Below are 20414 nucleotides of genomic sequence, written 5' to 3'. Positions count from 1 at the left end.
AGATTTGGGTTGCCGTTCATGCTACCTACTGTCGACTACGAGCGGCGAGACATCCAGGTGCCACCCTCGTGCATTCCCGCTGCCGCCCAGGCCTTGATCCGGCAGGGGGTATCCATCTGCTGGCGGGAAGAGAGCCTGTCTGCCCTAATTCGTCTCGGATCCAAAGGCGCCGCCGACCGGGCCGCCATTTTGCTGGTGGAAATGAGCCTCATGGGCCAACCGGAAGAGCTAAAAAACTGGCTGGAGATGTGCTGGCAACTGCCCGCTTGTTTCAGGGAACCGCTGCAGGTGTAGGGGTATAAGAATCCCTGTTGCGGGCGAAGATGGGGTTGGTCTTTGTCTCCATCCGGTTGTGCGCTCTCGGGAACTTTTGCAGTATTATCGTCGCTTGCGTCACCAGACCCTGACGGTTGTGGACGTGGAAACCACGGGATCCTGTGTGCCTGGGCAACGGGTCATCGAAATTTCACTGCTCAAGGCCAGTCTAGAGCAAGGTATTCTCGACCACAGGGCTTGGTTGTTGGATCCCGGCATTCCCATCCCCCCCTCAATTGTGCGATTGACAGGCATTACGCCCGAGATGGTGGCCCAGGGATCTGACCCGGCGGTAATTTGGCCAGAAATTCAAGCCGATCTGGAGTCAGGAACGCTGACGGCCCACAATCTCGCCTTCGACTACGGCTTTTTGCAAATGGAATACGGGCGGCTAGGGATCCCATTTGTCCGACCGAAACCAGATCAGTTCTGCACCCTACAGTTGGCACGGCTGTTATTGCCGGATTTGCCCTCCCGCAGTTTGCCCGCTTTGGTGGAACATTTTCAGTTGCAGTTGGGTGGGCCGCTGGTGGCGGGGGGAAAATACTCCCACCGAGCCGCAGCCGATGCCTTGGCCTGTTGGCTGCTGGCAGAGCGGCTATTGCAGCAGGTGTATTGTGAACCGGAAGAACAAATATTGGCCCGTTTTGGGCGGCAGTGGATCCCAGTTAGCGAAGCAGCACAAATCTTGGGCTGTTCTACTCGCGAAGCCCGTGCACAGATGGAAACTGCGGGGCTAATGGCACGCGCTAGCCGCAGCGGAGCCTATCTGTATCGCCGTGACGAGGTGGAAGCCTTGGCGGAAAGAAGTGTTGCGGCTGAGGCAGCGGATTGAGGGCTAATGGTCTGGCGACGATCCTACGAATGGGGCCCTCCAAACCCACACCTTGGCCACACAATTTGGTATAATCCTATACTAACTATGAACCCGAACTTTGGGCTACATCTGCCAAGGAAGAGTTTAGCTGACGAAGCCAGGAGCCAGAGTTGAGGTCAGATCAGGCAAGCTCTCCAGGATTCCGTATTCCATCATGAGTTCCGCTGCTTTCTTCCAAACAGTGGGATCGATTTCGCCCAACCGGCCCCCTGCAGTGACATAGGGATCGAGAAGCTCAAGAGTACGGGTTTGATAGGCAACATCCTTGTAGGGGGATCCCTCAGGGACAAACCTTTCTACGATCATGGCTGCCGTCTTGGGTTTATCGGCTAGAGCCCGTTTCCAACCCTCGAAAGTTGCTGCCATAGCGGCACGAACAAGCTCAGGTTTATCGGCCAGCGTCGCCTCCGAGGCTACGATGGTCTGTGCTGTCGAGAGGAGGCCGTGATCCGAAAGTTTGAGAACCTTTGGTTCAACGCCGAACTGCTTCGCAACCCCAATGGGCTCGTCGATCACGTAGCACTGTACAGCGGCAAACTCACCCGATAGAACACGTTCGTACTTGTTGCTGTAGGGGATCTCCACCACCTCGATATCTTCGATGCCGTTCACCCCCTTGACCAGCGCCATGATCTTCAGCCCATCCAGATGTACACCAACTCGCTTGCCTCGCAGATCGGCCAGGCTAGAAAGTGACTGGTTCGGGGTGGTCATCAGGCCATAGGGTGAGGCCTTAAACATTGTCGCAATCGCCTTGACAGAGGCACCATCAGCCTGAGCCGCAAGAATGAGATTCTGTTCGGCACAGGCAAAGTCAGCCTTGCCCATAGCTACCTCGGCAACCACATTAACCCCATCCGACCAGGGCCGAGGCTCAAGTGCGATACCCTTCTCTGCGTACAAACCGGCATCGATCCCCACAAACACGCCCGCGAACTGGGCGTTAAACTTCCAATCAAACTGAAAGGACATGGAGGTTGCCGCCTCTACGCGACGAACCTGCTGCACCGGCAGAGCAAGCGCGGCAGAACAAGCTGCTCCGTATTTCAAGAGATCGCGACGTTTCATCATTCTGGGCTTCTGGATGGATTGAGAAAAGAACAATTGATTGTTGCTTTCTGCAACCCATCGAGTCTGTATTTCAGGCTACAGCACGGCTCAGTCCAATTGCGCCTTCAGGGTTTGCACCCCCCGTCGCGACCAGCTCACCGCTCCAGCTCGATCGGCTACGTAGAGGGGCCGTTGTTTTTGCCGAAACCAGGCAGTCACTGCTTCGCTGACAGGGCCAGAGCTGATGCCCGCCTGCACTTGAAAGCGCTCCAACAGATCCAGGATCAGGGATCCTCCGTCCCACCACAGCCAGTCGATCTGGGCCGGCATCAGCGGGGATCCGGTTAGCTCGGCTTGCACATGGGTGCCGGCAGAGCCCAGCAGCAGCCAATGGGATCCCTCTGTTTCTAAAGTCAACACCAGGGGGTTGGTGTGGATGGCCTGTAGGCTCAACCGCTGCGACACCGGGATCCGGTCGGCAGGCTGCAACACTCGATAGGGGATCCCGGCAGCTTGCACAGCACTGAGGGAGCGCAGGTAACTTTCGGAAGCCGCATTAGCCCCTCCCCCATCCCAGAATTGCCCAATCGCGTTGGCGGGACGTACTCCTTTGGAGAAAGCCGACAGCAGGATCTCCCAGCCGCCATTGGCAGAGCCGGCGGAGGTCATGGCCACCGCTCCATCCAGACGGCGCAGGCCCCGCTGCCGCAAAAAGGGCAACACCGTGCGTTCTGCCAAACGGGGATCCCCGCTGTTGAGCAAGAGGTGGCGCCCTTCCGCTTGAATGGCCAGGATGGGAATTCGTCCACTGGCCAAGGCGGTGATCTGAACGGCTGGCCCCGGCCACAACCCCGGCCCCAACAGGATCCCGACCAGGATCAAGGCAGTGCCCTGCCAGCGGAAAGCCCGTTGCCACCGCGGCCAAAAGGTTAGGGCCACCAGCGCGCCGTAGAGGAGCAAGCACTGGAGCAGAGAAACTCCGCCGGTGTAGTAGGAGCTGAAGGGCCAACCGGCTATCCAGCTCACCCAGTTGATCAAAGGCGTGAGAAGCAGCCCTAGGGGCCTTGCCAGCAGGGATCCCAGCCCTGGAGAGAGTAAAGCCACAAAGGCCACCCCGAACCCCGCCACCAGCAGCGGCACCAGCAGAATCAGCAGCAGCGGGTTGGCCAGCAGTGAATAGGTGGGGATGCGGCCAAAGATGGCCACCTGCAGCGGCAAAGTCCAGATCTGGGCGGCCAGAGGAACGGCCAAGGCGGTGGCCACAGCCGGAGGCAAAAAGTCCAGCCGGGAAACAATTGGGGCTGTTCCGACCAGCAGGCCCAGGGTGGCGGCAAAGCTGAGCTGAAACTCCAGGTCTGTAATCCACAGCGGCTCGTAGATTAAGAGCAAAACTGCCGCCACCAGTAGCGTCCCCAGGGGATTGAGCTTCACCTTTCCTTCCAGGCGCGGCTCCGTCAGCACCACCATGGCTGCTGCCCCCATCAGTGCCGCTCGCAACACCGAAGGGCTGAACCCCGTCAGGGCAATGTAAAGCCCCAGCACTGCCAGAATGATCCCCTGCTGCAGGCGCACCGCCAACCGCCGTGTTAGGACAAACACCACCCCCACCAACAGCGACACATGGAACCCAGAGGCGGCCAGCGCATGGGCCATGCCGATTTCCCGGAAGGCATCCTGCAAGTCGAAATCCAATTGGGCGGCCCGGGATCCCAGCACCAAGGAAGCCAACAGATTCCCCTGCCGCTCCCCCAATCCAGCAACGAACGCCTCTCGCACCCGCCGCCGCAACACCCAGCCCCCCCAACCTCTTCCCCCCGGCTGCAGGATCACCTCACGGGCGCTGAAGCCGGCAAAAGCTCCCTGGCGCTGCAGGTAGGCTTGAAAATCAAAGCTGCCTGGGTTCAAGGCCGGACTGGGAAGGTACAGGGATCCCGTCAGGCGCACCCGTTGGTTGGGGTGGAGATCCTTGTCCTGGAGGGCCTCAGGGCCGGTGGTGACGTAGAGCTTGCCGCTGACCTGGCGGGCCGTGGAGTCGGCGTTGAGCACCTGCTCTGCTCTCAGCCAAAATTGCAGCCGTCCGCTGCGGGTGGGACGGGGTTCCGAGAGGACGGTGCCCACCAAGTTCATCTGCTGCTGGGGGGCCAACAGGCTGATATCCGTCGGCCCGGGAAAAGGCTGCCGCCAACCCAGGTAATTCCAAGCCAGACACCCCACCAGACCCATCGCCAGCCAAGTGCGGGCCAGACGCGGTTGCCGCCGGCACAGCAGGGATCCCGCCAGCCCCAATCCCAGCAGGATCCCCCAGCCCCACCCGGCAGCCTGGGGCCAAGCCCGCACCAGCAGGCCCAAGATCCAGCCCAACCCCAGCAGATAGGTTCTTTCCATGTGCCGCAGACCCGTCTGCCCCCCACTGTACCGATGTGGTCAAGCGGGATCCATTGCGTTGTCTTAACCTTGCTCGCCTGCCGAAAGAATTGTATTAAAGGATACTCTTTCTCGACCTTGGCAAAGGGAGTGTAGATTAGGGCTGGTCGCGCCAGCGGGATGTAGTCCTTGGCAGTTTCCTGCGCCGGCATCCTGAAAACGACCCTAAAACGACCCTAAGTTATCTGTCCCCTTCCCCGCTGTTTCCCCTAGACCCTATGCGCATCCGATCCATCCGCGTTCTCAGTGGCCCCAACTACTGGAGCATCCGTCGTCATAAGCTGATTCAAATGCGGCTTGATCTGGAAGACTTGCAGGAGCGACCCACCAACACCATCCCGGGTTTCAAAGAAAGGTTGGAGGCCCTGTTGCCGGGACTGTGGGAACACCAGTGCTCCCGCGGCTGCTATGGGGGATTCTTGCAACGGGTGGAAGAGGGCACCCTCATGGGCCATGTGGTGGAGCATGTGGCCTTGGAACTGCAGACCCTGGCCGGCATGAAAGTGGATTTTGGCCGCACCCGCGAAACCTCCACCCCCGGCACCTACAACGTCGTGTTCGAGTATCAAGAGGCAGAGGCCGGGCGCTTTGCGGCCAAAGCTGCAGTCTACCTCTGTCAGGCTTTGGTGGATGGAGAAGACTACCGCCGCGACCTAGAACTGGACATTCAAGAGTTGCGAGAGATCCGAGAGAACGTCCGCTTCGGCCCCAGCACCCAAGCTTTGCTGGACGAGGCCGCCCTGCGCGGGATCCCCTATCTGCGCCTCAACAAGGGATCCCTGGTGCAACTGGGGTACGGCGTCTACCAAAAGCGCATCGAAGCCACCACCACTGAAAAAACCAGCATCATTGCTACCGACCTGGCCGCCGACAAGCGGGCCACCAAAGAGCTGCTGCAGGACATGGGGATCCCGGTGCCCAAGGGCTATACGGTGCGTCGCCGCAGCGAGTTGGCAGCCACCATCGAGGATGTCGGGGGCTTTCCGGTGGTGATCAAGCCCCTCAACGCCAACCACGGCAAGGGCATCACCGTCAACATCACCAGCCTGGAAGCCGCCGAGATCGCCTACGATGCCGCCAGCCAATACTCCGATGTGGTGTTGGTGGAAAAGCACCTGGTGGGGGATGACTACCGACTGCTGGTGATCAACAACAAGCTGGTGGCTGTGGCCAAACGGATCCCAGCCTATGTGGTGGGAGATGGCCGCTCCACCATTCAAGAGCTGATCGACGAAGTCAACAGGGATCCGCGACGGGGGTTTGGCCATGAAAACGTGCTGACCCAAATCAGCGTTGACGACATGACCCTGCGCATCCTCGAAAGCAAAGGCTACACCCTGGATACCGTGCTGCCCGAAGGAGAACATTGCACCCTCAAGTCCACGGCCAACCTGAGCACCGGCGGCATTGCCGTCGATTGCACCGATATCATCCATCCCTACAACGCCTTCATTGCCGAACGGGCAGCTCAGATCATCGGCCTGGATGTGGCGGGTATTGACCTCATCTGCCCGGACATTGCCCAGCCCGTCAACGAAACCGGGGGCGGCATTGTCGAGGTGAACGCTTCTCCGGGTTTGCGCATGCACCTGGCCCCCAGCGAAGGGATCCCGCGCAATGTGGCTGAGCCCATCATCGACATGCTCTTTCCCCCCGGCAGCCACACCCGCATCCCTATCCTGGCCGTCACCGGCACCAACGGCAAAACCACCACCACCCGCCTGATCGCCCACATCCTCAAAGGCATCGGCAAGCGGGTCGGCTTCACCACCACCGACGGCGTTTACATCCAAAACCATCAAATTGCCAAGGGAGACATGACCGGCCCCCACAGCGCCCGCCTGGTGCTCAGGGATCCCACCGTAGAAGTGGCGGTGCTGGAAACGGCGCGAGGCGGCATTTTGCGAGAGGGGCTGGGGTTTCCGGAATGCGATATTGGCGTGGTGCTCAACGTAACCTCAGATCACCTGGGGTTGGGGGATATCGAAACCCTAGAAGACATGGCCCGCGTCAAATCCGTCTTGGTGGAAGCGGTACACGAGCGGGGCTACGCTGTCTTGAATGCCGATGATGGTCTGGTGGCCGCCATGGCCGCCAATGTCAAGGCGACAGTGGCCTATTTCAGCATGAACCCGGAAAATCCCCTCATTCAAAAGCACATTGCTTCCGGGGGCATAGCAGCTGTCTATGAAGAGGGCCACATCTCAATTTTGAAACGGGGCTGGAAACTGCGCATAGAAGATGTAACCAAAATTCCCCTCACCCTCTCTGGCAAGGCCAGCTTCATGATCCAAAATGTGCTGGCCGCTACTTTGGCAGCCTTCCTGCACGGGGTTTCCATCGACGACATCCGCATGGCGCTGGGCACCTTCACCAGTTCTGTAGCCCAGACCCCCGGTCGCCTCAACTTGTTTGATGTAGGGGGCTACCAGGTGTTGGTGGACTATGCCCACAACCCAGCAGGTTACGAAGCCATTCAAAGTACCCTGGAGCGCTGGGATTGCCAACGAAAAATTGGGGTTATCGGCGGGCCTGGGGATCGGCGCAACAGCGACCTACGAGAGCTGGGAGTCTTGGCAGCGCGCATGTTCGACCGAGCCATTGTCAAAGAAGATGATGACCGGCGAGGACGGGAACCAGGCGAGGTGGCCGCCCTAATCCGGCAGGGTTGGGAACAGGAAAAGGCAGGGGATCGTCTGCAGGAAATCTTGGATGAGGCAACTGCCATCGAAACCGCTTTGGAAAAGGCCGAACCCGGAGACCTGGTGGTGATCTTTCCGGCGGATGTACAGCGCACCATCCAGATCATCACCCGCTTTCAAGACAAGCTCAATCCCAAACCCAGTTACCGTGGCTCCTCCTACAGCATCGGCCCAGATTTGATCTCCCCCAGCCCTGACGTCAAACTGTCTTAGGCTGGCTGCCGACAACTCCAGAGTGCTCTATGGCCTCCATTCCTGGACAGACATCGAGAATTGAGTGGGCGGAGGTGACCCATAAGTCCTCGGCGGCGATATCCTAAGTTTAGGCTGGCGGGGGCGGGTGACTTGTCTTTTGGGAAGCAGCAGGTGTTCGGCTCAGGGGATCCTCGGCTTTTCAGAAGCCTTAACCGTTCTAAAAAAGTCTGAGGGATGGCAGACAGAACTTTGGGGATCCCAAAAGGTCTAAAGACTCCGTCCCGCCGACGCGATGGGAATGTCGTTAGGGTAGTTGTGAATTTGGCAAGGAAAACAGCTCATGGACAGCGCTCTGCTTCAAGCGGCTCGCCAGATTTATCAATTTCATCTGCAGTATCGACCGGAAGTGCTGGAGCAACCTCCGCGGGGGGTAGTTATTCACCGCCGTACCCTGCGAGGGGATCTGATCTTTTCCGAGTTCCCCATCCTGCTGCCCCAGGAAACTTTTATTCCGCTGCAGCAATTGGAGCCGCTGCGGTGAGGCACAAGGAGCTACGCTGACAGAGCAGATCCCCCCTTCCTCTTCTGCCTTTGGGAACTCCGTCCCGCCGACGCGATGGGAATCGCTGCCACGCTCAAGGCTCTCCCCTACTGCGCAACGCTCGCGTGATGTGGCTAAGCAACGCTGATGTGAACAGCACCTGGGAGCTGCACCTACTGGGCTGGGTGCTGGTACTGGTACTGGGGGCCTGTGTGGGCAGCTTCTTGAACGTGGTGGTCTATCGCCTGCCGCAGGGCCTTTCTCTGCTCTATCCCGGATCCCATTGTCCAAGCTGCAAGACGCCGCTGGGCCCGACGGAGAACATTCCCATCCTAGGCTGGTTGTTGCTGCGCGGTCGCTGCCGCCATTGTGGAGCGCAGATTAGCTGGCGCTACCCTGCCGTTGAGGCGTTGACAATGGGCCTGTTTGCCCTCAGCATCGGCGCTTTGGGGTTTTCTGCCCAAGGGATCCTCACCTGCGTCTTGTTGAGCTGGCTGTTGGCCCTGGCGCTCATCGATCTGGATACCTTTTTGCTGCCGGAGGAGCTGACCCGTTCAGGCCTGGTGGTGGGGCTTTTGGCCCGCCTGGCTCTGCCGTGGCTACAGGGATCCGGATCCCTGGCTGCTACGGGTCTGTCACTGGTGGCAGGGATTGCAGGAGCTGTGCTGGGCCTCTGGCTGTTGGAGGGGATTGGCCTTTTGGCCCAGTGGGTCTTGCGGCGGGAGGCCATGGGTGGGGGAGATGGCAAGCTGTTGGCTGTGATCGGCATGTGGTTGGGGTGGCAGGGGGTGACAGTCACCCTGCTGCTGGGCTGCGGGTTTGGCCTGGTGGGCAGCCTGCTGGCTATAGGCTTGGGGCAAGCCCGCCTGGGAAAACCCATCCCCTTTGGCCCCTACCTGGCCTTGGGTGGAGGGGTAGCGGCTCTGGCCGGATCCCAACTGGTGGAGGGCTACCTACGCTGGGCCGGATTGGTGGGGTAGAGGGAACGTCCATTCAACATTGGATACTTCATGTTTCGGGATCTATGACTTCAAACTGATCGGGAAAAAGAATGAGATTAAAATATCGAAAACCTCCTACCAAGCTCAAATCCGGAACCGCTAAATCAACCGCATAGCCTTCAGTGGGATCTGAGTAACATTCCACAATGGATCCCTGAGTTCCAGCAGGAATAGTGGTCTCGCTGAAATACTCCTTGACATCTGCCACAGTTTTGACTCTACTGTATGGCTTGATTCTAGAAGTGGTTTTACTCATCATTGTGTACCTCTAGCCAATTGGTGACCAAACGAGGGATTAAACTTTCCTTATCAACCTGCCACACGGTCACTAAAGTGCCTTTTTTCTGATTGAGGCCCAAAATTTCAATCTTGACTCGATAGCGGCTTCCATAGGGTGTTGGAAACGGATCCCCGGCTAAGGCGCAAGGCAGAGCAGCAGTAACCTGTTGCAGAATGTGAGCAAATCCCACCCTTCTTCCCTCTGGTGTACTGACATCATAGCCAAGCTCTGCAAAGGCAATCCACTTGCCTTGATTTCCAGGATTAGCTGGATTCATAGAGTAATCAACGAACTTGGCAGGATCCACTGCTGCTTCAGAAGCCCTGGGCAAGGATCCGGCCATGGTTGCAGCTTTTGCCGACTTCACGTAAGGTCTAAGGACTCCGTCCCGCTGGCGCGAACAGTAGCCCAGACGTCTCACGCTAACCTGAAACAACCATATTAATTACTCCACCCCTTCGATTCTGTCCTCGATCTCCTGATACAGCTCCTGCAGGCGCTCGATATTGGCCTGGGAAGTCTGCCAGTAGCCGCGCCCATGCACCTCTAGCAGGGATCCGACAATGCGCCGGAAGGAGTGGGGGTTGAGGTTCATCAAGCGCTGCCGCATCGCCTCGTCCTTGATGAAAGTCTCGTTGGTTTCTTCGTAGATCCAGTTGTCCACCGCACCTGCCGTGGCCGACCAGCCCGAAGTGTTGACCAACCGCTTGGCGATCTCCCGTACCCCTTCGTAGCCGTGCTTGAGCATCCCCTCATACCACTTGGGATTGAGGAGCTTGGTGCGGGCGTCCAGACGGATGGTTTCGCTCAGGGTGCGGATCTGGGCGTTGGGCGTGGTGGTATCCGCCATGTAGGCAGAGGGGGCTTTGCCATCCGGGCGCAGGCTCTGCACCAGCTTGGTGGGATCCGAGTCAAAGTAGTGGCTGACATCCGTCAAGCTGATCTCCGAGGAGTCCAGGTTCTGGAAGGTCACATCCACCGTTTTCAGGCTGGCCTCGAAGAGCTGTCGCATCTGCTGGTTGGGCAGGTTGGAGCCGAAGGCAAAGGACTTGCGGGATAGGTACATCTCCCGCAGCTCGCTTTCATCTTCCCAAGAGCTGTTTTCCACCGCCAGGTTGATGTTGGCCGAGTAGGAGCCAGACGCATTGGAAAAGACCCGCGTCGCCGCCTGTTCCAGGGTCAGCCCCAGCTCTTCTGCCTGCTGCAAGGCGTGCTTGCGCACAAAGTTCAGCTCCGGTGGCTCCACCGCTGCGGCCGCCAGCTTCACCGCCCGGTCGATCAGGTCCATCTGGTTAACAAACAGATCCCGGAATACCCCAGAGCAGTTCACCACCACATCGATTCGGGGACGGCCCAGCTCCTCCAAGGGGATCAGCTCCACCTTGTTCACCCGCCCCAGGGCATCGGGTTTGGGTCGCACCCCCAGCAAACACAGCACCTGCGCCAGGGATTCCCCGTAGGTCTTGATGTTGTCGGTGCCCCAGAGCACCACCGAGATGGTTTCCGGGTACCGGCCACCGTTACTGCTCATCTCGCGAGCCAGCAGCCGTTCCACCACCATCTCCGCCGACTGGATGGCGGCTGCCGTGGGGATGGACTGGGGATCCAAAGCGTGGATGTTGCGCCCTGTCGGCAACACATTGGGGTTGCGGATGGGATCCCCTCCTGGCCCCGGCAAAATGTACTCCCCTTCCAAGGCCCGCAGCAGGGATCCCAGCTCTTGGTCGGCGGTAATTTGCTTGAGGCACTCTTCCAGGAACTCAAACAAAGGCTTCAAAAGATCCGGATCCACCTGGGGGTAGCCCGCTTCTTTTAGGACTGCCAACCAGGGGGCTTGCCGGCCCATGTTGAAAAAGTTGAGCTTGGCCACCCGCGCGACCCGGCCCTGGGCGTCGGTCTGCTCCTGCACCAGCGCCGCCACCGCCTTCTGGCAGGCCTTGTTGATGCGATCCAGCAGCTCCGTATCCGCCAGGTGCCCCCGATCTCGGTTGCGGTAGATCTCGTCGATGTCCCGGCCCAGGCTTTGGGCAAGAATGCGCGGCAGACCCAGGATCCCTTCTTCCGGGCGGTCGATGCTGGCAATGCTCACCAAGGTGGCAATCGCCTCCTCTGCTGTGGGGGGCGCTCCAATGACGTGCAGACCACAGGGCAACAGCCGCGACTCGATCTCCATGAGCTTGGCGTAGATCTTGCCCACCACCGTGTCCCGCTCCTCCAGGCTCAACTGGGCAGCATCCCCCGCAGGAAGATCCACATCCTTATCCAGGTTCACCAGCCGCGCCTTGTCGCAGATGGTGTTAACAATCTGAATGCCGCGCCCCCCTTCCCGCAGGCTTTGGTAAGAGCCGATCAGCTCCCGCAGCTCTTGCAGCCCCTTGTAGAGGCCGGCGTTTTCTGCCGGCGGCGTCAGGTAGCTGATGGTGCAGGCGTAGCCCCGCCGCTTGGCAATAGTGGCCTCACTGGGGTTGTTGGCGGCGTAGTAGTACAGGTTGGGCAGGGATCCAATTAGATTATCCGGATAGCACTCGCCCGACATGCCGATCTGCTTGCCCGGCATGAACTCCAGGGATCCATGGGTGCCAAAGTGCAACACCGCATCCGCCCCCCACACTTTCTCCAGGTAGGTGTAGTAGGCGGCAAAGCCGTGGTGAGGGCTGGCTGACCTGGAAAAAAGCAGCCGCATGGGATCCCCTTCATAGCCGAAGGTGGGCTGCACCCCGATGAACACATTGCCGAAGTGCTTGCCGTAGATCAACAGATTTTGCCCATCGGTATTCAGGTGCCCCGGCGCTGGCCCCCAGTATTGCTCGATGGCTTTCACGTAGGGTGTCAGCGCCTCGTACTCCCGCACCGACAGTTTGGCGGCCACATTCAGCTCCGGGCTGGCGTACTGGGCCTGGGGATCGTGCAGGATGGACTCCATCAGCTCCTGCGGGGTTTTGGGCAGCTCGGGGCCGAGGTCATAGCCGTTGTGGGCCAGGGCCTGCATCACCCGGTGAATAGAGGCAAATACATCCAAGTAGGCTGCTGTCCCCACATTGCCTTTGTCCGGTGGGAAGCTGAAGACGGTGATGGCGATCTTCTTCTCCAGCTTGGGCTTGCGCCGCAAATTGGCCCATTTAATGGCCCGCGCCGCGATCAGCTCGATCCGATCCTGCATGGCATGGGCTTTGCCGGTGGCCGCGTCCCGCCCTGAGAGGATGATGGGATCAATGGCCCCGTCCAGCTCGGGAATGGCAATCTGCAGAGCCACCTGCACCGGGTGTAGGCCCAGATCGCTGCTGGCCCATTCTTCCGTCGATTGAAACACCAAGGGCAGCGCCACCATGTAGGGGCGATTCAGCCGTTGCAGCGCTTCCACTGCTTTGGGGTGATCCTGCCGCGCCGGCCCCCCCACCAGGGCAAACCCGGTTAGCGACACGACCACATCCACAATGGGCGCTGTCTTCTGCGCGTTCCAGAAAAACTCGTTCACTGGCTTGGAGAAATCTAGACCCCCGGCAAACACCGGCACCACCCGCGCCCCGCGCGACTCCAGCTCTTGCACCATGGCCACGTAGTGGGCATCATCCCCCGTCACCAGGTGGGTGCGCTGCAACACCAACCCCACGCAGGGAGCCAAGGGATCCTTCACGTCCTGCGGCAGATCCTCGCGGGCGTTGTACCAATCCAAATACTCCGCCAGACTGGCAAACATCTGGGGTGCCAGGGGGTGCCAAATGCCCATCTCCAAATAGGTGACCGGCTCGGCAAACTGCACCTGATCCCGCATCCCCGGCAGGTAGCGATCCGCCAACATCAGCAAAAAGTTCTCCAGGTTCTCGCGGGATCCCCCCAGCCAATACTGAAAGCTGAGCATGAAGTTGCGGGCATCCTGCGCCTTGTCGAAGGGCAGATACTTCAGCACCTTGGGCAGGGTCTGCAGCAGCTTCAGCATCCCCTCCTGGAAGTTGGATCCCTGCTGGCGCTTGCGCATGAACTGGGCAATGGCGCTCTTGGACTGTCCCAGCTGCGCCATAGAAAAGGATCCCATCTTGTTCAGGCGCATCACCTCCGGCATGGAGGGAAACACCACCACCGCATCCAGCCGTTCCCGCAGGGGCTCTACCGCCTGCACCACCTTCTGGGCAATGTCCTCGATGAAGATCAAGGATCCAATAAAGACATTGGCCGTTTCCAGATCCCGCCGAAAAGCCTCATAGCCCGCGGGATCCCGCAGCTCCTCCACCAGATAGCCGGACAGCTCCACCGCCAGCTTGGAGTTGTGGGCGTTGATGTGCTGCACTGCTGCGGTCAGGGCACTCTGATATTGCGGCTCCAACACCACATACACCACCTTCATCAAGCGGCGATCCCCTACCTCGGCAGGGGTAACGTGGCGGGTGATGGGCTTAACCAGAGTAAACATGCGGTCGCTCTCCGTCGTGCAATGCAAAAATTGGGTAAACCGGGGAAAGGATTCCGTCCTGCTAACGCGAAAGGACTCCGTCCCGCTGACGCGAAAGGACTCCGTCCCGCTGACGCGAAAGGACTCCGTCCCGCTGACGCGATCGGCCAGAACAGCGGCAAAGGCCGGCAGCATCAATAAAAAAGGCCAGTAGTTGAACATCCCCGGCAGGCTCAGTCGCCAATCCTCCCCCCAAAGGGCCACTCCCACCGCAGCCAGGCTCAGGAGAGCCGCCAGTCCAAATAGAGGATCCCGCAGGATCCGGCCACCGCAGCGGGTATAACCCTGGATCGTCCCCACCAAAGCCAAGAGTAAGCTGGGGGCCAGATTCACCGGGATCAGCGCCGCTGCTGCCAGCAGCCAGCCCCTCGGCTGAGAGGGCAAGGGATCCGGCGACAACTCGGGAGACAAAACCGGTGCCGAAGAAGACATCACTCATCCTCGATGGGGATCCCTGGCCTTACCCGCCCCTGGCCGAAGTAACGCCCAAATTGCAGCTCGTACACCTCATCTTCATCCTGGGTTTCTACCCACAGCTCCGAGCGGGCATAGCCCACGCACAGCAGCCCATACCCCTGCTCCTTCAACTCCCGCGAGATGCCCATTGCCTCCGGCTGATACAGGGATCCCCGCCGTACCCGCACCGCACAGGTGGTACAGGCGCCGTTGCGACAGGCAAAGGGCAGTTGGATCCCTTGGGCCTCGGCGCTGGCCAAAATGTATTGATCCGCCGGCACCTGGATCAGATAGTGGGTGTCCCGTTGGCGGTCATGGATGTGAACCGGGTAAGAAGGGACAGAAGAGAAAGGACGCATCGAGAAGTGGCCTTTTTGCAGAGATCTTTATTCATGATTCCACAGGATTCTAGCCACTGCCCTGGCAAGCCCGAATTGGCTGGGGATCCCCAGGAGCTGAAGCCGATCTGTTGGTGGTTCTAAAGATAAACAAACAGACTTCGAGTTGGTTGTTGAGATAAGCTACAGGTAGGCCTCCCAAGGAGAGCATCTCATGCTGGAAACCCCCAATGCCAATCTGGCCTCACCGGAAAAACCTTCGCCTTCCCTCTCTGCCGAAACCCTCAACAAGCTGATCGAGAGCAATGCTGAAAGTCGGCCTTGGGGGAGCTTTACAGTGCTGGAAGAGGGCCCTGGCTACAAAATCAAGCGGATCGTGGTTTTGCCCAAGCATCGCCTTAGCCTGCAGTTGCACTACCATCGAAGCGAACACTGGATCGTCGTTGCCGGCACCGCCAAGGTCACCTGCGGAGACGAAGAAAAGCTCATTACGGCCAACCAATCCACCTATGTGCCCCCTTGCACCAAGCATCGTCTGGAAAACCCCGGCGTCATCCCTCTGGTGATTATTGAGGTGCAAAATGGCCAGTACCTGGGCGAAGATGATATCGTCCGCTTCAGCGACGACTACGCCCGCGTCAACGGTGGGCAAAAGTAGCCAATCTCAAATGGCCTAGGCAAGCTTTTGGCTACTGAGGATCGGGATCCTCTAGAACAGCAGCATTGCCAGCAGGGCAACCACCAACAACAGCACAGCCCAGACAGCTTGCCAGAAGGGATGGTAGCTGGTGATGAGCTGGCCATGGCGGCTTTGAAAGCGGGCCAGATCCAGGTAAGGGGCCACCCCCCGTCGGAACCACCCCACTGCGGATCCCTCTTGGCCGATTACCCCCCCTGCCTGGCGCGCTCCAAACAGGAAGTTGCCCAGCGGCCCAAAGCGGGAAGCATAGCGCAGGAAGATCATCCCTGTCTCATCCTGGAACTTGAGATCGGAGCCGAAGCGATAGCCCGGATCCCCTCGCCCAATCACCCGCCCTTCCAACTGCATTGGCAGCCCACGCAGAGGGCTGGCGTAGGGATTGCTCATCGCCTTCAGCACGGTCAACGCCGGCGGGTTTTCCAGACTGGGGTACATCACCGTCATCTTCAGCAGCAGGCCCAAGCCCACCCCCATCAGGGTCAGCCCGGCAAACATTTCATAGAAGCCCACCTGCAAGGCCGGGATCCCGAGCAGTGCCCCCGCGATTGCCCCCAGCCACTCGGCGTTCAACAGCAGTATATCCAGCAGAAAGTTCCCGTAGAGCTGTTGCCGGTTGAGCTGCTTGCCCTGGGCAACCACGCTGGCCATATCGAACTCCACCGGCAGATCCAGTTGCTCCGCATAGGTGCTCAGCGCCCGTACCCGTTTGCCCGTGAGGGGATGGGTGGAGTTCAGCTCCATCCACCAGGCCCAAGGGTTAAACAGATCCCACAAAAATACCCTGCCCACCTGGCCGGGATCCGAGGCAACCCGGTAGGCCGTCCCCGCCGTAACAGCCGCCTTGGCATCGTAGATCCCCAAAGCCCGCGTTCCTTCCAGCAGGCGAGCACTGCGCTGTCGGGTTTCCTCATCCCGCTCCCGCTCTCCCTCTTGCACAATGCCGTAGGCAATTTTCACCAAAGCCCGCGAGAGCCCATTGGGGTTGCCGGTGGTTTCGGCAGCAAAGTGGTCGGCAAAGTACTCCCGCACCCGCGACAGATACAGCAACAAGTAGGAGCCGGCCACATAGAAAAAGTAGGCGACCAAGGCCAGGGAGCGGAGGCTGCCCCTTTTGCCGTTGTCGCGCGCATCCCGCATGTAGACGTAAAGAAGGTAGAGAATCTGCACCAGCGTGGAAGCCAGGGTCATGACGGCGAAATCCCAGTGGATCACATGCCCCAGCTCGTGGGCATAGACCGTAGCCACCTCTTCATCTTCCAAGTAGGTGAACAACCCTTCGCTGACGACGATGCGGGCCGTATCCGGCAGGCTGCCGTAGGTAAAAGCAGTGGGGTTTTGGTCGCGGATCAGCCCCAGCTTCGGCTGCTTCAGCTTGTACTGGCGGCAAACCCGTTGAATCACCTCTGCACTCTCTGGGCTGCGACGCCCGATTTCCGCCAAGCTCACCCACTCGGTGCCATAGAGGCTGTGCTGGATCCAGTCCATCAGCCAAGGGGACAAAAAGAAGATCAGGGCATTGAAGGCGAGGGTGAGCAGAATGGCGAAGATGAAAGAGCCCAGAGAGAATCCCCCCTCTAAGCTGCCCAAGACGGTCAGGAAAAGCACAAACACCATACCGAACAGCAGGCTCAGGGTCACACCTGAGGCCGCCGTCAGGTTGCCGGCAAAGCTGGCCAACATTAGCGAGACCCCCACCTGAGGCGCGCGGTAGCTGCGCTTGGTTTGCCCAGTTTTGAGACCTGAGGTGGCGGGATCCAATTCCGCTAGGGTGCGGCTGGGGTTGAAGCAATAGCGGCTCAGCCAAACGCTCAGTAGACGCAGCTCGTGAGGATTCAGGCTTTTCAGAGGCTCCAGCCACAAGGCCGCTTCCACCGATAACATCACCGTCGAGACGGCGCTGGGATTGCGAAACAAGGTGGGCAGGAGGGGCAGAACCTCCTGCTTTTGCCCAGAAGTGAGGCCGTGAAAACCCAAAACCGCCTGGCGGAGCAAACCAGGCGGCTGAGGAAGGTCGGCGGTAAGCAACTGGCGATTGCTGACAAAGCAGTGGCGGCTTAGAGCCGCCCTCTCCGGGTACGCCGCCCCACGGCGGGGTGCGCGAGCGGGTCGCGTAGCGGTAACGGGCTCTCCACGGCAAACACGACCGGGATCCACCTTGTCTGTCGCCGGCTCCGGATCCAGCCTCACCTGAGTTTTCCAGTCGGCAGCCTGCTGGCCCATGGGGCGGCTGTAGAGGGCCAACCGTTTGACTTGGGGGTAGCAAGTGGGAATCGCCTTCTGGAACCAGGCCGTCAACTCCTCATAGTTGAGAGCAAGGCCGGCAGGACGGTTGATCATAATGACAAGGGCATAAGCCTTGGGGCTGTCCCGGAGCGGTTGGGCTTTGGCCTGTAACCTAAGGCGGGGATTGGCCAGCGCCTGCTCCAGCCACTGCACCACTTCCTGTTCGTTCATGGCCCTCTCCCGGATCTAGTGGGGTGAAGAAGATCAACTATTCATCAACCATTCAACTGTTGCCTCGGTTGCCGACTGCCGATTGGCCTCACGGGAGCTATTCTGGCATTTCCTCCCGTTGACGGGATCCCCATCCTTCCCCAGCCCAGTACGGTTCCCCTGCTGGGAAAGCCTCAGAACCTGAGCCCTAGGGACTTTTGACTACAAAATCGAGCGCTGCCCCTCCGGGCTGATGCCGATGATGGTGAGCTGGCAATCCAACACTTTGAAACCGTACTTTTCTGCCACCTTCTGGGTGATGTTAAGAATGGCGTTGTTTTTGAACTCGATCACCTTGTTGGTCTTGACGCACACCAGATGGTGGTGGTGGTGGGGGGCCGGCTGGTTGATCTCGTAATGTTTGTGCCCTTCGGTCAGTTCCAGTTCTCGCAAAATGCCCATGCGGGACATCAGCTTGACGGTGCGGTAAATGGTGGAAAGGCTAATGTTGTGGCCTTCTTCCCGCAACTTTTTGTGCAACTCCTCCGCGCTCAGATGCGTGCCCTCAGGCAAGTTTTGAAACGTTTGCAGGATGATCTCCCGCTGCCGAGTGGCTCGCCAGCCTTTGGCATTGAGCTCTGCCTTGAACGCCTCTTCGGTGTAGACCATGATGCCGCCCCTCCGCTGTTGGGCAACGTCGCCGTAACAGTCAATAAGTTCTGTAATTGATAATAACTTCATTTATGACGACACCACCCGACTTGGTTGCTGAAGACATCGTTCAAGCTCAGTTCAGGCCCAATAGAACAGGGACGCAACTGAGGCGCATGGGCTGCCGGGAGAGCCTCGGGAAGGGTGCGGGAAACCCAATCCCTCATCCATCCGGGATGAGCTAGCCTACAGAGCAGAGCCATGTGGCGGACTGTTTCTGGTGTTCGGGCGCGCCTAGGCTAACATACTCAAGAAAAGGCCCGCGGCATCCTGACAGCGTTGGCAAGCGTAGTGATCGGGGAAGGAAAACGAAAATGCGGTTTGAGCAGCCCAAAACCTATTCCATTTCTCTGGGTGGCTGGGGGTTCTGGCTGGGATCCCTGGCGTTGGCAGCTTTGCTGACCAGTGTCGGGCTGGGGTGGCTGGTCGCCGGATTGGTGGCTCTGTTGCTGTTTTTGCTGTCCTTGCCGGTATTGGTGCTCCTGGCCTTTCGCTGGTGGGCGCGCCGCTGGATTACCACCGATCGCTGCCCGGTGTGTGGGTCGGAATCGCAAGCCGTCGAGGGCAGCCGTTTCTTTTGCCCCAATTGTGGAGAGCCGCTGTTTGTTGCAGACGGACGTTTTTATCGGCAAACACCCCCCGGCACCATCGATGTAGAGCCTGTGGAAGAGGGTGGCTGGGAATTGACGAGCTGATGCCCCCTCGGTTGCCGGGATGTTTAGAGGGTGTTTTCCGTGAAAAGTGCTATGCCTGCGGCACCCCATGGTGCTACACAACACTGTTGCTCCGCAACGCTGACGCCACGGCACGAACGACATCTGTGGGGCTGGCCCGGTAGGCGGCTGGTTTCGAGCTGGGTTGGGCTGCTCTCGGCGGCCACTCTGTTGCTGAGTTTGTCTCCCACTTCTCAGGCGACGGAGCAGGGATCCCTGCAACCTCAGGTGGAAACTTATCTGGCTCAGTTGGCCGGTCGGGGGTTTTCGCCCACAGCTCAGGGGGTTTGGCTGCAGATGGAGGATCCTTCGCCTCAGCGGGACAGAATCCTTGTTTTGGGACAGCATCAGGGATCCACACCCTTGCCGGCTGCTTCTTTGACCAAGGTGGCAACGACCCTGGCCGCTTTGCAGCACTTTGGCCCGCAGCACCGCTTTGTTACCACCTGGCTGGCCACTGGCCCCTTAACTGCTGAGGGAGTTCTACAGGGGGATCTCTGGGTTCTGGGGGGGGAGGATCCCTTGTTTGTCTGGGAGGAAGCCTTCTCCGTCGGCAACCTGCTCAATGCCTATGGGATCCGCCAGGTGCGCGGGGATCTGGTGGTGGTGGGCCGCTTTTACATGAACTTTTCCCGGGATGTGGCGCAATCGGGATCCCTGTTGCGGCAGGGGCTGGATGCGCGGCGTTGGCCACCAGAAGCGGAGGTCCAATTTTCAACCCTGCCCCCCGGCACACCCAGACCGCAGGTGGAGATCTTGGGTTCGGTGCGGGTTGCCCAGCAGATCCCGCCCGGCGCTCAGGTTTTGCTCAGACATGAATCGCCCCCCCTCATTCACCTGGTCAAGCTGATGAACCTCTACAGCAACAACTCCATGGCCGAGATGTTGGCCGATGCGGTGGGGGGAGCAGACCAAGTGGCCCAAATCGCCCGGGCCATCGCCGGGATCCCGGCAGAAGAGCTGCAACTGATCAACGGCTCCGGGTTGGGGGTGGAAAACCGCATTTCGCCGCGGGCCAATGTAGCTATGCTTCAAGCCATCCAGTCTCTTCTGGAGGAGCAGGGGCTCACTCTGGCGGATGCTTTTGCCGTCGTTGGCCAAGATGTGGGAGTGTTGGAGCGGCGTCTGTTGCCAGGGATCCTAATTGCCAAGTCGGGCCCCGTTATGAGGGTCCGCTCCTTGTGGGGTGTTTTTCCAACCGCGCAGGGGGCCGTGTGGTTTGGCCGGATGA

At 59.4% G+C, this 20414-nt stretch carries 16 protein-coding genes; 8 read left to right on the top strand and 8 right to left on the bottom strand.

Annotated elements, in window-relative coordinates:
• The first annotated feature begins 18 nt into the window (after positions 1-18).
• Positions 19-294 carry a hypothetical protein gene (locus NW838_RS04250; RefSeq protein ID WP_414357761.1) on the top strand — a complete coding sequence of 92 codons (276 nt, stop codon included), beginning with the start codon at positions 19-21 and terminating at the stop codon, positions 292-294.
• Positions 295-370: 76 nt separating this feature from the next.
• Positions 371-1150 carry an exonuclease domain-containing protein gene (locus tag NW838_RS04245; RefSeq protein WP_414357762.1) on the top strand — a complete coding sequence of 260 codons (780 nt, stop codon included), beginning with the start codon at positions 371-373 and terminating at the stop codon, positions 1148-1150.
• A 126-nt stretch (positions 1151-1276) separates the two neighbouring features.
• Here the strand turns inward: NW838_RS04245 and NW838_RS04240 are convergent, their stop codons facing one another.
• Both NW838_RS04240 and NW838_RS04235 read right to left on the bottom strand, forming a co-directional pair.
• Positions 1277-2263: an ABC transporter substrate-binding protein gene (locus NW838_RS04240; protein ID WP_414357763.1), complete on the bottom strand. Its 987-nt coding sequence runs from the start codon at positions 2261-2263 to the stop codon at positions 1277-1279.
• 87 nt (positions 2264-2350) lie between these two features.
• Entirely contained in the window at positions 2351-4627 is a 2277-nt protein-coding gene (locus tag NW838_RS04235; RefSeq protein ID WP_414427555.1) for a ComEC/Rec2 family competence protein, read from the bottom strand.
• A gap of 257 nt (positions 4628-4884) precedes the next feature.
• On the opposite strand from NW838_RS04235, the gene cphA reads away from it, so the two are divergent.
• The 3 genes from cphA (at position 4885) to NW838_RS04220 (ending at position 9084) form a co-directional block, all read left to right on the top strand.
• Positions 4885-7581, top strand: a complete 2697-nt coding sequence (gene cphA, locus NW838_RS04230; RefSeq protein ID WP_414427554.1) for a cyanophycin synthetase — start codon at positions 4885-4887, stop codon at positions 7579-7581.
• Positions 7582-7903: 322 nt separating this feature from the next.
• Positions 7904-8104 carry a hypothetical protein gene (locus tag NW838_RS04225; protein WP_011432545.1) on the top strand — a complete coding sequence of 67 codons (201 nt, stop codon included), beginning with the start codon at positions 7904-7906 and terminating at the stop codon, positions 8102-8104.
• Between the two features lie 149 nt (positions 8105-8253).
• Positions 8254-9084, top strand: a complete 831-nt coding sequence (locus NW838_RS04220) for a prepilin peptidase (protein WP_414357766.1) — start codon at positions 8254-8256, stop codon at positions 9082-9084.
• A gap of 28 nt (positions 9085-9112) precedes the next feature.
• Here NW838_RS04220 and NW838_RS04215 read toward each other — a convergent pair whose 3' ends face one another.
• The 4 genes from NW838_RS04215 to NW838_RS04200 form a co-directional block, all read right to left on the bottom strand.
• Complete coding sequence (locus tag NW838_RS04215; RefSeq protein WP_414419053.1) at positions 9113-9313, bottom strand: hypothetical protein; 201 nt, start codon at positions 9311-9313, stop codon at positions 9113-9115.
• A 40-nt stretch (positions 9314-9353) separates the two neighbouring features.
• On the bottom strand, positions 9354-9728 hold the full coding sequence (locus NW838_RS04210) for a DUF6883 domain-containing protein (RefSeq protein ID WP_414330567.1): 375 nt from the start codon (positions 9726-9728) through the stop codon (positions 9354-9356).
• A 102-nt stretch (positions 9729-9830) separates the two neighbouring features.
• On the bottom strand, positions 9831-13793 hold the full coding sequence (locus NW838_RS04205; protein WP_414427564.1) for a magnesium chelatase subunit H: 3963 nt from the start codon (positions 13791-13793) through the stop codon (positions 9831-9833).
• A 470-nt stretch (positions 13794-14263) separates the two neighbouring features.
• Entirely contained in the window at positions 14264-14647 is a 384-nt protein-coding gene (locus NW838_RS04200; protein WP_414357085.1) for a 2Fe-2S iron-sulfur cluster-binding protein, read from the bottom strand.
• Positions 14648-14840: 193 nt separating this feature from the next.
• On the opposite strand from NW838_RS04200, the gene NW838_RS04195 reads away from it, so the two are divergent.
• On the top strand, positions 14841-15284 hold the full coding sequence (locus NW838_RS04195; protein ID WP_011433853.1) for a phosphomannose isomerase type II C-terminal cupin domain: 444 nt from the start codon (positions 14841-14843) through the stop codon (positions 15282-15284).
• Between the two features lie 51 nt (positions 15285-15335).
• Here the strand turns inward: NW838_RS04195 and NW838_RS04190 are convergent, their stop codons facing one another.
• Positions 15336-17780, bottom strand: coding sequence for a M48 family metalloprotease (locus NW838_RS04190; RefSeq protein WP_414427553.1), 2445 nt, complete (start codon positions 17778-17780; stop codon positions 15336-15338).
• Positions 17781-17981: 201 nt separating this feature from the next.
• A complete protein-coding gene (locus NW838_RS04185; RefSeq protein ID WP_011433855.1) occupies positions 17982-18428 on the bottom strand; it encodes a Fur family transcriptional regulator in 447 nt (148 codons plus the stop codon).
• A gap of 356 nt (positions 18429-18784) precedes the next feature.
• Between NW838_RS04185 and NW838_RS04180 the strand changes: the two genes are divergently transcribed.
• Together NW838_RS04180 and NW838_RS04175 are read left to right on the top strand one after the other, a co-directional pair.
• The gene (locus tag NW838_RS04180) at positions 18785-19165 is read left to right on the top strand and encodes a hypothetical protein (protein WP_414357087.1); all 381 of its coding nucleotides are present in this window, start codon (positions 18785-18787) and stop codon (positions 19163-19165) included.
• Positions 19166-19363: 198 nt separating this feature from the next.
• On the top strand, positions 19364-20414 hold a 1051-nt coding region (locus NW838_RS04175; protein WP_414427552.1), incomplete at its 3' end, for a D-alanyl-D-alanine carboxypeptidase.

It is taken from the genome of Synechococcus sp. R55.2 (assembly GCF_047462075.1).
Classification (GTDB): Bacteria; Cyanobacteriota; Cyanobacteriia; order Thermostichales; family Thermostichaceae; genus Thermostichus.
This window is presented reverse-complemented; position numbering and strand designations above follow the sequence as displayed.